We start from the raw sequence: 12122 nt of genomic DNA, 5'->3' as shown, positions 1-12122 counted from the left end.
CATGTTAACTGCCCAACAACACGCCCAAGCCTTACTGCAATATATCGATGCTAGCCCAAGCCCTTGGCACGCTGTTCACACGAGCAAAGAAATCCTAGATAACAAAGGTTTTAGTGAACTATTAGAGGGTGATACATGGGCATTACAACCGAATGGGCGTTATTACGTCAAACGAGACGACTCTAGCATCATCGCCTTTACCGTCGGTTCAAATAACCTTGCTCAAGAGGGGTTTAGGCTGATCGGCGCCCACACTGACTCACCAGGGTTACGGGTAAAACCTAAACCAGACCAGCAACAAAGCGGTATCAACCGTTTAGCTGTAGAGATTTATGGTAGCCCATTGCTAGCCACCTTTACCGACCGCGATTTAAGTCTAGCAGGGCGCGTACATATCAACCAAAACGGCACCTTACTCTCCAAATTAGTACATTTTAAAAAGCCTTTTCTACGCCTCCCGAACCTTGCTATACACATGAATCCGCAGGTTAATACCGATGGCTTAAAGCTTAATAAACAAACTGAGCTGCCCTTATTGCTGTCTCTTGATGATGAGCAACCGGCTCTTGTTGAGCTGTTAGCAACGGAGCTGGGCATCAATAGTGATACTATTTCTGCCTGGGAGTTACATGCTGTCGACACGCAGGCAGGCTCCCTCTACGGCTTGAATGATGAGTTTTACGCCAATAGTCAACTCGATAATTTAGCCTCCTGTCACGCTGGTCTCAGTGCGTTAATATCTGACGCCTCCCTGCATTCGCAACAATTTAATATTTGTGCATTTTTTGACCATGAAGAAATAGGTAGCAACAGCCATAAAGGGGCCGATGGCAGCTTCTTACCCGATGTACTCGAACGCATTGCAGGCTCACTAAGCCTATCTACCGAGGACTATAAACGCGCTTTATCTAATAGTTTTATGATTAGCGCCGATATGGCTCACGCTTATCAGCCTAATTTCCCTAATGCTTATGAACCTGAGCACAAGGTATTCGTTAATCAGGGTCCGGTTATCAAAGTAAATGCGAATATTCGCTATGCCTCAAACAGTGCCTCTCAATCTCGATTTATTCATTTGTGCGAACAGGCTAAAGTCGCTTATCAGCAATATTCCCACCGAACCGATCTGGGTTGTGGCAGCACTATTGGCCCCATGACATCGGCACAACTAGGCATCCAAACCGTTGATGTAGGTTGCCCAATGTGGGCAATGCATAGCATCCGCGAAAGCGCAGGGGTCGCCGACCATCACGACATCACTCATGTATTTACTCAATTCTTCAGTTAAAGCTTATGAAATTTAAATTTACCTTTTTAATCTTTGCCGTGGCCGCCGTGGCTATCTTTTTTATGCGCCAAGAAAACTTTGTACCACGTACAGCGTTGGATATTTATCAGCACTTTACTGATAACACTGAGGCGGATGCCATTCCCGGACTGACAACAGAAACGGCGCTAGAAATTCAAAAACACGTTGTCTATGCCTTATCGGAAAATTGGGGCGGCATCGCTGGGTACAAAGCGGCTATAACAAACCCGGACATTCAACAAAAAATGGGCATTGAGCAGCCGTTGCTAGGCATATTTTTAAATAAAATGTTGCTAGAAAGCCCGGCCGTAATCAACATAAGCGCCGCCACTCACCCGTTTGCAGAAGCTGACTTATTGGTACGAATCAAAGATTCCGCCATCAATAACGCAAAAACCGATCAAGAAATACTCGCCTCTATTGACCAAGTTATTCCCTTTATCGAGGTGCCCGATAGGCTTTTTTCAACAGATAAACCGTTAACAGCCGACATGCTGATGGCGATTAATACCGGCGCTCGTTATGGAGTAATGGGGGAACCAATTCCAATGGAATTGATTGAAAACCTAAACCTCTGTCAAGTTGGCATTGTCTACGAAGAGGACCGCAGCCATTTAAAAACTGGCGCCTGTTCCTCGCTGATGGGCAACCCAGTTAATGTTATTCGTTGGCTAAGAGATCGTCTATTGGCTTTAAATTACCCTCTAAAGCCAGGCGCTTACTTATCACTTGGTAGCCTTACTTCGCCAGTACCTATAAAAAAAGGTCGTTTAACTGCCATCTATACAGGACTTGGAAATCAACAGCACGTTAGTGTATCGGTGTTGTTTAAATAAAATCAAACAAATAAAAAAGGGCGGTTTCCCGCCCTTTTGATGTTTAGTCTATGCGCTGACCAAGCATTCTTTTCAAAGTACCATCTTTATCCATAAAGTGGTGCTTTAGTGCACCTGATACATGTAAAAGAAATGCTACAAACATTAACTTACCAGAAATTTCGTGTGTCTCGTGCGCCACCCCTGCAATAGGCCCGTTAATAGGGATCATTTTTCCAACCTCATCAGGATTTGGTGTTGCAGCCAAGAGCTCTAAGCCGAAAACAGAAAGCCCATGCCCGCCTAGACCCGACATTAACATTCCTGAAACAGGCATCACTACTGTCGCAATAATAAGCGTCCAATGTACCAGTTTAGACAGTGCATGCTCCCATGATTTATAGGTACTTGCGGGCTCCGGCCAACCTTGTTTCACGCGCCAGACCACACGTGCAAATATAAAGATAAAAACAATCATTCCTACCGACTTATGGATAGGATACAAGGCATACACCTTGTAATCGGTCATGTACACACCAACGGCTACCAACATAATTATTGAAATGCCGACAATCCAATGCAGCGCAACGGATACACACGACAGCTTAACTCTCGAATCACTCATTTAAACCCCCTCTTTTTTTAGTTACTTAAGCGTTAGATGATATATCATATCTTACCTAATTCAATAGTTATTTAAGGCTTATGTCCAACCCAATTTTTCCAACTATTTACATCCCTCATGGAGGCGGCCCTTGTTTTTTTATGGATTGGACGCGTGGCCCTGCAGATACGTGGGACACCATGAAAGGATGGTTACAAAATCTTCATAAAATTCTTCCGAGAAAACCAAAAGCCATTATTGTTATCTCTGCGCATTGGGAAGAAGACGTTATTAGGATCAACTCGCAGCCTCACCCGCCGCTATATTTTGATTACTACGGTTTTCCACCACATACTTACGAACTGACTTACCCTGCCCCAGGCTCGCCAGAGCTTGCTAAGCAAATACAAGCGCTTTTAAAAAATGCAGATATTGACTGTGCACTTGACCCCGATCATGGCTATGATCACGGCACCTTTGTGCCTTTAAAAGTGATGTTTCCAGATGCGGATATTCCTGTTGTTCAAGTGTCCTTACAACATAACTTAGACCCCGTTTACCATATTCAAGTTGGCGCTGCACTTCAGTCTTTAAGAGAACAAGATATTTTCATTCTCGGCAGTGGTATGAGCTTTCACAATATGGACACCTTAATGCAGGGGCAAGATATTGGTAATCATGCCGCTACATTTGATCATTGGCTAACAAACACCTGTGAGTCTAAACCCGACGAACGAAACAAGCGACTTGGCAACTGGCTCAACGCACCTTCCGCTCGACAAGCACACCCACGGGAAGAACACCTACTGCCGTTAATGGTCGTTGCTGGAGCGGGCGGAAACAACCAAGGCAAAAACATATTCCAAGACAATGTTATGGGCGTTAACGTTTCAGCCTATCAATTTGATTAAGCTAACTATTAGCGCACGTTTAATGCCGCTAAAACTCAAGCAAGACAATACAAGCGCTGTATTAGAATACTAAAAAGGGGTGCGCCATCAGCCCTTTTTTATTATCGACGTATTAAATTTACCAAGCCGTCCAACCACCATCATGCGCAATCACTTGCCCCGTCATAAAAGAAGCCGCATCGCTAGCTAGGTACACCAATAAACCAGCCAACTCCTCAGGGTCGCCTGTTCTATTCAACGGCGTTAACCCGTGCAGTTTCTCTACCATCGCAGCAATATCAGCCTCACTTAACGGCAATGCTTCACGGCCTAGCTGCGTACCCAAATGCCAGCCTGGCGCTATCGCATTACAACGAATACCCTCATTTCCATACTCCACAGCAATCTGTTTGCTCAACGTTGCTACCGCCCCTTTAGAAGCAGAGTAATTAGCAGCCACCGCAGATAAATCATTCGATACACCCGCTAAACCAGCCACCGAAGAAATATTAATAATAGAACCTTTCTTTTGTGCCATCATTTGTGGAAGCACTGCTTTAGTACACAGAAATACCCCCCGAGTATTAACCGCGTTCACACGGTCCCAGTCTTCTACTGGCATCTCATGTATTCGATCTGCTGGACTGGCGATACCTGCATTATTCACTAAAATATCTAGCCTGCCATATGCCTGAAGTACCGCCCTATTCATTGCCGCCACTGAATCAACATCACTGACATCAACCTCAACTGATAAAGCCTTACCACCCAACAGGCGAACTTCTTCAGCCGTTTGTTCCGCTGATGCCAAATTAATATCTGCCGACACGACCGTTGCGCCTGCTGAAGCCAAGGCGCGCGCAAATACATTACCTAACCCGCAGCCCGCGCCAGTAACCAGCGCGATCTGCCCATCTAGGCGAAATAAATCTAACGAGAAGGCTGGATATTGACTCATTGTGCCGTATACCCACCATCAATGGGGATAATCGCCCCAGTAATAAACTGTGATTCTTCACTTGAAAGAAACGCCACTAAATTGGCAATTTCTTCTGGCTCCGCCCCCCGACCTAACGGTGTCATACCAGAGGCTGCCTCTATAAACTCTGGACCAATTCTCTTAACCATAGAGGTTAACACAAGGCCGGGGCAAATAGCATTTGCTCTTATTTTATGCTTCGCATACGTGACGGCCCATGAACGAGTTAATGAGATAACCGCCCCTTTTGAAGCACAGTAAGAATGCAGGCCGCCGGGTGTACCTATCAGCCCACCAATAGAGGATGTTGTTGTGATCGAGCCGCCTTTACCACCCGCTATCATACTTTTAAGTGCATATTTAGCGGCCAAAAATACACCTCGTGTATTAATCGACTGCACTTTTTCCCAAGCATCAACGTCCAACTCATCGGTATTGCCATCACCGTCTTCAAAACCGGCATTATTAAATAAGATAGAGACCGAACCAAAAGCCGCTTCTGCCGAAGCGGTCATTTCTTTTACCAGTGTTTCATCTGACACGTCACAGTATTGTGCAATGGCACGCCCACCTTGTTGTTTAATTAATTCCAGCGTTTCGGCATTGCCTTCTGTATTAATATCTGCCAAACACACACTGGCCCCTTCTGAAGCTAAACGAAGTGCTGTTGCACGCCCCATTCCCGATGATGAACCTGTCACTATGGCATTATGCCCTTCCATTCGTGCTGTCATTATGACTCCTTAATTAATTAGTTTTATGCTTAGAAAAACATGTTTAAGTTTTTGTCGACGATCACCCGCGCAGGTAAAAACACCGTTCTTGCGACTAACTTCAGGCCATCACCAGTATCACGCAGCAAATCTTTACGTGTACCGGTATGGCTAATATGGTCTTTATCGCGTCTTGCACGCAATAAGGTAAATTTACTTCGTACATCGTAAACACTCGCCTCCTCGGTACAAAACGACTCAATATTTGTTACGGTACGAACATGGTGGGTCGCTGGGTCGTTTAGCCAAACCATGCCAGTATCTTCTCTGGCTGCTCGTTGCTTTAACTTTTCAAAGTTTTCATCGTAGATCATCGTTTCACAAATGGAACTTTTGCCTAGCCTGTTTCTTCGATAAGTATTCATTGGAATAGGCATTTTATAAGCAATGTTTTCATCCAACATGGTCAGCCAATCATCGTAACGTTCTTCATCCAAAACACGTGCTTCAGCTGCCAAAAACCGTTCTATTCGATAAGCTGTTTGCATATCTGTGTCTTTGCCCACTGGCGCTATTTTTTGTTTTCTAGCCATTGACAGACTCCTTCTGGATCGGTGCTTGCGGCAAAATATCGCTGGCTGATTCAGCCAACATAGTTCGTTGCCACTGCGCATAAAACTCTCGCTGACAAAGCTCATTAACAATACCCGGGGAGGCTTCCCCAGGCCCATCCCAATCCATTGTTCGCCCCTTAGCCATACCCAGCCAACCCTTCATTTGCCTAGTTGCATACCCATTGGGAGAGTGTGTGATCGCTTCGGTAAAATCACCATCATCACCTTCTAAAATACCCGCTGAGCCGAATGTCTGACCGACATGTTTGACAATAATATCTTTCACCTCATCAGGTGTGTTTTTATCTGCCATAGAATAAGTTGCCACCTCAAAAGCACCTGGGCCTTTCGGGTGAATAACCCGCAGCAGGTTTAAACCCTGAATAATTTGCAAGTTAGGGAAAACCCCCATATGCGTCTCTGAGCCTAGTAATTGTTTACCACGCACCTCACCTAAACGCTCCACAACACTTGGCCTCACTCGCTCAAGGTGCTCAATGCACGGCCCGGGATTATCATATAGTGCATAGCCTGACTGCCCATCGAGTGTGGATAAGATAGTATGTGGCGGTATTGCAATTTGTAATTGCCCTGAGTCATCAAAACCGGTGTTATCTTTGCCAATACCAAGAACCGATTCACTACGTCCTTGACCAATAGTGCCCACCACTCGCATAGCACCCGCATGTGCCCAAGCTACGTGATAGCCATCACCAATCGCATTTTCTACAGGTAGCTTCCAGTTGCCGGGTATTTCTACTCGGTATGGCGTGCCGATAAGCTCCATCCCTTCTGGTGAAGCATCGAGTACAACATCTAGGTAATAGGCCATGTCGCCTAAGTATTCCACTAGGTCCGGGCCTTCTTCGGCAAAGGTACCAAAGATCATTCCCTTGTAGTTTTGTACCCGAGCCACCGGTACCAAACCTAACTTACTACGATCCAAATTGTCATAGATTGATTCTTCTAGCGGCACGGCAGCCAGCTCACCCATATTGTCATACGCCCAACCATGATAGGAGCACGTAAAGGCTTTTGTTTTACCCCACTCTGCATGACACACTTTATTACCTCGGTGACTACAGGCATTCAAAAAGGCTCTTACCTCACCATCTTCACCACGCACGACGATAACATCGTCTTCGCCCATGTAAGTTCTTAAAAAGTCGCCTGCTTCAGGTAATTGGCTATCGTGTCCCAAAAAAAGCCAGCAGCGATTAAAGATCTGCTTTAGCTCTTCTTGATAAATCTCTGGTTCCCAAAAAATACTGCGTGATTGCAGCGCTGCTTCATTATCTATTAATTTATTGTAATCAAACTTACTCATCTCTTATCCTCCCTAAGCGCTATACCTTGGCTAAGCACTCGAATTGACTATTAACCAATTTGTTCTTTACCAGCCTCCATATCCGACATTACCGCTGGCGCTGCTTGCCAAGATGGTTTTTCACGCAAACGAGCTAACCAAGATAAAATGTTCGGGTAGGGTGATAAATCAAGACCAAGAAGAAAAGATAGCGAGGTAATCGCGCCAATAGCGATATCGGCAATGGAGTAATAACCACAGATATAGTCTTGCCCTGCTAATTGCTTATTTAGGATACCTAACGTGCTTAGGAAAGCTTCTTTGGTACTGGCAACAGTTGCTTCATCTGGCTCAGGCGCGGTCATGGCGAAAAAGAAGTTGAGTAAAGCCGGCGCAAAGGATGCTCCTTCCCACGCTACCCACTGTAGAACTTTGGCACGTTCTTTTAAATCTGTTGGTAATAAGCCAGATGACGGATTTGCATCGGCTAGATACTGAAGAATAGCGCCTGACTCCCAAAGAATAAAACCATTATCATCTATCGTGGGTGTGACACCATTTGGATTTATTTGTCGGTAAGGCGCATCGGTAGGTCGACAATCAGCCATCCGATCTAATGCATTGATTTCATAACCCACACCAATTTCTTCTAATGCAATAACGGCTTTACAACCGTTTCGTGAGCCACCGAAGGGATCCCCTTCAGCTTCTATATGATAAAGCTTAATCATGTTCATTCCTTATGTGATTGTTTAATTAAATAGCCGTGAGGCCACCATCGATACAAAAATTTTGCCCCGTCGCGAAGCGGGATTCTTCTGAGGCCAAATAGAGTGCGCAATAAGCAATATCTTCAGGCTGCCCTAATACATCCATCAGCTGTAGTTTCATAATGTCATCGATCATTTTCTTCAACAGCGCTTTATCTGGGAAAACAGCAAATGCGGGGGTTTCAATTAATCCTGGGGAAATACTATTAACGCGTATTTTGGCATCGGCAAACTCTGCCGCTAATGTTCGCGTCATCGCAATCACCCCGCCTTTTGTCATGGAATGTGCAAATTGATGGATATGACCTGCAAAAGTAGACCCAATAACACCCGCAGCAGACGCAGTATTGACAATACTGCCACCCCCTCGGCGCTTCATAATTGGAAAGGCATGTTTGATCGCGTAATACACCAAATCCAGCTCATTACGAACTAGCCAGTGCCAGTCTTCGGTTGAAAATTCATCAATCTTGCCATAACGTACGGCGGACGCATTGTTATATAAAATATCAAAATCACCGTAGCTTTCTACTGCAAAATCTATCCAGCTTTTTACTTGATCTTCGTCGCCTAAATCAACAACACGGCTGACCATTTCACCACCCGCATCAACAACCCGGCGAACTGTTTCCTCGTGCTCGCCTTCTTTTACGTCACAGCCAACAATTTTTGCGCCTTGTGCGGCAAACATTTCTGCCGCTGCACGGCCCTGACCACCTGCGGTACCTGTTATTAAAGCAACCTTTCCTGCTAGACGACCGCTCATAAGATAACCCTGTCGCTAAAGCCTGACTTTTTAACCATTCTCAACGTATCGATGCCGGTGTTTAAAATCGGTGCTTTCCATTTATACACCGCATTATCAACCTCACACATGGCAAGAGCTGCTCTTGATAGCTTAAGGTCCTCTTCTGATAAGTCAGCCAATTTAAATTGGTTTAAGTAATCAATGATCGCAGGCAGCTTTGGTAACATTGCATAATGGAATGAATTAATCTCATCCATTGTGCTATTCATTCGCTTTACCAGCCTATCTTCTGTGGTTGGAAGCGCCCATTTGTTTATTTCAGCCTCAATATCACTGGTATCTGGGCGTGCTATCGCGTTGCTCATTTTATTCTCCTGTTCCTTTCATTGCGCTCATAAGACGATGGTAATAAGCACGAATAGGGATTTCCTGCCTATTAATATGGATCTCTTTTATGATGCCTGCATTAAAGTTCATCTGAATGCCTTCAGCCGTGTACAAGTCTTCGGTTAATACATCCCTAATCTGAATACGACCTTGTTCAGAATTGAACAATTGGCCAAAGTTTTCTATTTCACCGGTGTGGAAGAAATCTACTTCCCAAAGACACTTATCGGGCGAAATAGGCAGCGTTCTTTGAACTAGAATTTGGCCTTTCTGGATAAATAAAACGACGTTAGGAAATAATAAATAAGCATCAAAAATCCACAACGGATGATCATCATTTAAAACACCAGCGCCATCATCTGCGCTAAACTCATTTTCAGACTTTGTGTACAAAGAAGTGGCTCCGTGCTTGGCCGACAATAGAGCAACGTCTGTTTGTATACCCATCATTTCCTCCGGCCGGTATGCACAAACTCTTGCCGGCACGCCAATACTGTCTGGATAAACATCAGCTGGCGCATAAGTACCCGGGATAGCACCCGCGATGGTATTACGGTGTGTCTGATCAACGTGGTAGCCTTCGATTTGTGCATCCACCAATAATTTCCAGTTGGCATTAAATGTAGAGCGCCAGCCATAGCTCCACGTCCAATCTTTATTGCCTAGGTACTTGTCAAAAGACTCATTAAGCGGCTGTAGATATTCTTTCAGAGGAACACTTGGCTTGGGGTCAAGGTTAATAAAAACAAACCCACCCCATACATCAACAGATACTGGCTTAAGGCCCAATTTACTTTTATCAAAGTCACCAAAAAGATCTTCACCCGGCACGTCTGCTAACTGACCTTCAGCGTCAAAGACCCAGCCATGAAAGCCACAGGTCATAAATTTTGCTTTACCGCATGGCTCAGTCAAAACATGCGCCCCTCGGTGTGTACACGCATTATAAAAAGCGTTCACTTGCCCATGCTTATCTCGAGTGATGATGATGGAGACTTCTAAGGCATCAATAAAATAAGTAATATAATCGCCATGCTCGGCAACATCACTTTCTCTGCCTACCATCAACCATGTTTTCTTAAATATGTTTTCCTTTTCCTGCTCAAAAAAGGCTTGCGACGAATAATGATCGGACGGAATAGCTTCCGTACCAAGTTCATGTGAGCCCAGTGGCGGTATCGCCATAACACTTGCATTTCCCATTCTCTTTCTCCGAAGTTTCTCCGACCTATGAAGGTGGGATTTATGTTTACCCGCAAAATTCTAACGAACGTTAATTAGTAAATCATAATGCTTCGTGGCTGTCTATGAAAATTTTCTATTGGCAAGCTATATTTTCAGTCATCTAATTTTTACCTATAACACCATGCTATTTCTGAGATTTTTAATCGTTCGACTGAAATAAATTTTGTAAACCCCCTCGCAAATTAGCTTCATCTAATATGAAAAAATTCACAGCTTCGTTAAGGGATGTTAGGGTAAATATCAACTCAATAATTTACGAGGACACCATGAGCAAACTACTTTATATTCAAGCATCACCACGCGGTGAACGCTCAAGTTCTACTGATGTTGCGAATACATACATTCGTGCCTTTAAATCAGTTTCAGCAGACAATACTGTTACCACATTAAATATTTGGGATATGAACTTGCCTGAGTTTGATGGCGATCGCCTGAATGCCAAATACAGTGTCTTACACGGCCAAAACCCCAATGAAGCTGAGGCCCTTGCATGGCAACAGATCGTTACGCTTATTGAGCAATTTAAAAACGCAGACTGCTACTTGCTTAGCGTTCCTATGTGGAATTTTTCCATCCCCTATAAGTTAAAACACTATATTGATATCATCACTCAACCTGGCCTTACTTTTAGCGTTAACCCCGAGACCGGCTTCTTTGGGTTAGTGACAGGAAAACCGGTTACCGCCATTTATTCTCGTGGTGGCGAATACAGCACTCCTGAGGCGAAGGGCATGGATTTTCAAAAAACTTACCTAGAAATGGCTTTAGGCTTTATTGGCTTTAGGGAAATAAATAGTGTCTTGATAGAACCCACTTTAGCCGACCCAAACTCAGTGAACAATGCCATTGCTATAGCGAAGGAAAAAGCAACAACACTCGGAGAAAACACATAATGGATTTACAAATTAAAGATAAAAAAGCCCTCGTTTCAGGCTCTAGCCAAGGCATTGGTTTTGCCATCGCCAAAACGCTCGCTGCAGAAGGCACACAGCTTATTATTAACGGCAGAAATGAAGCCAATTTGGTCGCGGCTAAAGAAAAAATCCTGCTTGAATATCCTCAAGCACAGGTTGAATATATAAGCGCTGACCTTTCAACCAGCAAAGGCTGTGATCAACTGACCGCCGAGCACCCTCACATAGATATTTTGGTCAATGCCTTAGGCATTTTCGAGCCAAAAGACTTTATGGATATTCCTGATGAAGACTGGGAACGTTTTTTTAACGTTAACGTTCTCAGCGGTGTCAGACTATCACGTGCTTATTTACCCTATATGCGAGAAAAAAACTGGGGGCGAATTATCTTTATTAGTAGTGAAAGCGCCATACAAATTCCGCAAGAAATGATTCATTACGGTACCACCAAAACAGCCCAGCTGGCAGTTTCACGCGGTATAGCAGAAACGTGTGCAGGTACCGGCATTACTGTGAATGCCGTGTTACCTGGCCCTACACGCTCGGAAGGTGTCGTTGAATTTGTCGATCAGGTCAGCGGCGGTCAAGAGTTTGAAGCATTCGAAAAAGAGTTTTTCCAATCTATGCGGCCTTCGTCACTGATCAAACGTTTTGCTGATACACAAGAAGTCGCCAACATGGTCACCTATTTATGCAGCCCGTTAGCCTCGGCAACCACCGGCGCTGCCGTACGCGTTGATGGTGGTGTTGTAAAATCTTGCGTCTAATTTAGCATTCTTAATCCATGATGCTCGCCGTCGCCACTTTATCGATGAGGTTGCCGTCGCC

General features: G+C 44.6%; 14 protein-coding genes. 5 read left to right on the top strand and 9 right to left on the bottom strand.

The genetic code is table 11. From position 1 onward, the window contains the following. The first annotated feature begins 1 nt into the window (after position 1). Both CYCME_RS01270 and CYCME_RS01265 read left to right on the top strand, forming a co-directional pair. On the top strand, positions 2 to 1288 hold the full coding sequence (locus tag CYCME_RS01270; RefSeq protein WP_020931899.1) for a M18 family aminopeptidase: 1287 nt from the start codon (positions 2 to 4) through the stop codon (positions 1286 to 1288). 5 nt (positions 1289 to 1293) lie between these two features. Next, complete coding sequence (locus CYCME_RS01265; RefSeq protein ID WP_016390805.1) at positions 1294 to 2145, top strand: 2-keto-4-pentenoate hydratase; 852 nt, start codon at positions 1294 to 1296, stop codon at positions 2143 to 2145. A gap of 43 nt (positions 2146 to 2188) precedes the next feature. On the opposite strand, the gene CYCME_RS01260 is transcribed toward CYCME_RS01265, so the two are convergent. Further along, on the bottom strand, positions 2189 to 2749 hold the full coding sequence (locus tag CYCME_RS01260; protein ID WP_020931898.1) for a cytochrome b: 561 nt from the start codon (positions 2747 to 2749) through the stop codon (positions 2189 to 2191). An 80-nt stretch (positions 2750 to 2829) separates the two neighbouring features. Between CYCME_RS01260 and CYCME_RS01255 the strand changes: the two genes are divergently transcribed. Next, on the top strand, positions 2830 to 3639 hold the full coding sequence (locus CYCME_RS01255; protein ID WP_020931897.1) for a DODA-type extradiol aromatic ring-opening family dioxygenase: 810 nt from the start codon (positions 2830 to 2832) through the stop codon (positions 3637 to 3639). A gap of 118 nt (positions 3640 to 3757) precedes the next feature. Here the strand turns inward: CYCME_RS01255 and CYCME_RS01250 are convergent, their stop codons facing one another. The 8 genes from CYCME_RS01250 to CYCME_RS01215 are packed head-to-tail and all read right to left on the bottom strand — an operon-like array spanning position 3758 to position 10338. Continuing rightward, positions 3758 to 4576, bottom strand: coding sequence for an SDR family NAD(P)-dependent oxidoreductase (locus CYCME_RS01250; protein ID WP_020931896.1), 819 nt, complete (start codon positions 4574 to 4576; stop codon positions 3758 to 3760). After that, on the bottom strand, positions 4573 to 5331 hold the full coding sequence (locus CYCME_RS01245) for an SDR family NAD(P)-dependent oxidoreductase (RefSeq protein ID WP_015006974.1): 759 nt from the start codon (positions 5329 to 5331) through the stop codon (positions 4573 to 4575). Before CYCME_RS01245 ends, CYCME_RS01250 begins: the two co-directional genes overlap by 4 nt. A 29-nt stretch (positions 5332 to 5360) precedes the next feature. Then, positions 5361 to 5903: a 3-phenylpropionate/cinnamic acid dioxygenase subunit beta gene (locus CYCME_RS01240; RefSeq protein WP_016390801.1), complete on the bottom strand. Its 543-nt coding sequence runs from the start codon at positions 5901 to 5903 to the stop codon at positions 5361 to 5363. Beyond that, entirely contained in the window at positions 5896 to 7251 is a 1356-nt protein-coding gene (locus CYCME_RS01235) for an aromatic ring-hydroxylating oxygenase subunit alpha (protein WP_016390800.1), read from the bottom strand. Before CYCME_RS01235 ends, CYCME_RS01240 begins: the two co-directional genes overlap by 8 nt. 50 nt (positions 7252 to 7301) lie before the next feature. Beyond that, entirely contained in the window at positions 7302 to 7961 is a 660-nt protein-coding gene (locus tag CYCME_RS01230) for a glutathione S-transferase family protein (RefSeq protein ID WP_015006977.1), read from the bottom strand. A 25-nt stretch (positions 7962 to 7986) separates the two neighbouring features. Continuing rightward, entirely contained in the window at positions 7987 to 8766 is a 780-nt protein-coding gene (locus CYCME_RS01225; protein WP_015006978.1) for an SDR family NAD(P)-dependent oxidoreductase, read from the bottom strand. After that, positions 8763 to 9113, bottom strand: a complete 351-nt coding sequence (locus CYCME_RS01220) for a hypothetical protein (RefSeq protein WP_015006979.1) — start codon at positions 9111 to 9113, stop codon at positions 8763 to 8765. The genes CYCME_RS01225 and CYCME_RS01220 overlap by 4 nt, the downstream gene beginning before the upstream one ends. Before the next feature lies 1 nt (position 9114). Further along, positions 9115 to 10338: an aromatic ring-hydroxylating oxygenase subunit alpha gene (locus CYCME_RS01215; RefSeq protein WP_020931894.1), complete on the bottom strand. Its 1224-nt coding sequence runs from the start codon at positions 10336 to 10338 to the stop codon at positions 9115 to 9117. Between the two features lie 308 nt (positions 10339 to 10646). Between CYCME_RS01215 and CYCME_RS01210 the strand changes: the two genes are divergently transcribed. Both CYCME_RS01210 and CYCME_RS01205 read left to right on the top strand, forming a co-directional pair. Then, positions 10647 to 11273 carry an FMN-dependent NADH-azoreductase gene (locus CYCME_RS01210; RefSeq protein WP_015006981.1) on the top strand — a complete coding sequence of 209 codons (627 nt, stop codon included), beginning with the start codon at positions 10647 to 10649 and terminating at the stop codon, positions 11271 to 11273. Next, positions 11273 to 12061, top strand: coding sequence for an SDR family NAD(P)-dependent oxidoreductase (locus CYCME_RS01205; RefSeq protein ID WP_020931893.1), 789 nt, complete (start codon positions 11273 to 11275; stop codon positions 12059 to 12061). The genes CYCME_RS01210 and CYCME_RS01205 overlap by 1 nt, the downstream gene beginning before the upstream one ends. Positions 12062 to 12122: the final 61 nt, after the last annotated feature.

It is taken from the genome of Cycloclasticus zancles 78-ME (assembly GCF_000442595.1).
Taxonomy (GTDB): Bacteria; Pseudomonadota; Gammaproteobacteria; order Methylococcales; family Cycloclasticaceae; genus Cycloclasticus; species Cycloclasticus pugetii.
This window is presented reverse-complemented; position numbering and strand designations above follow the sequence as displayed.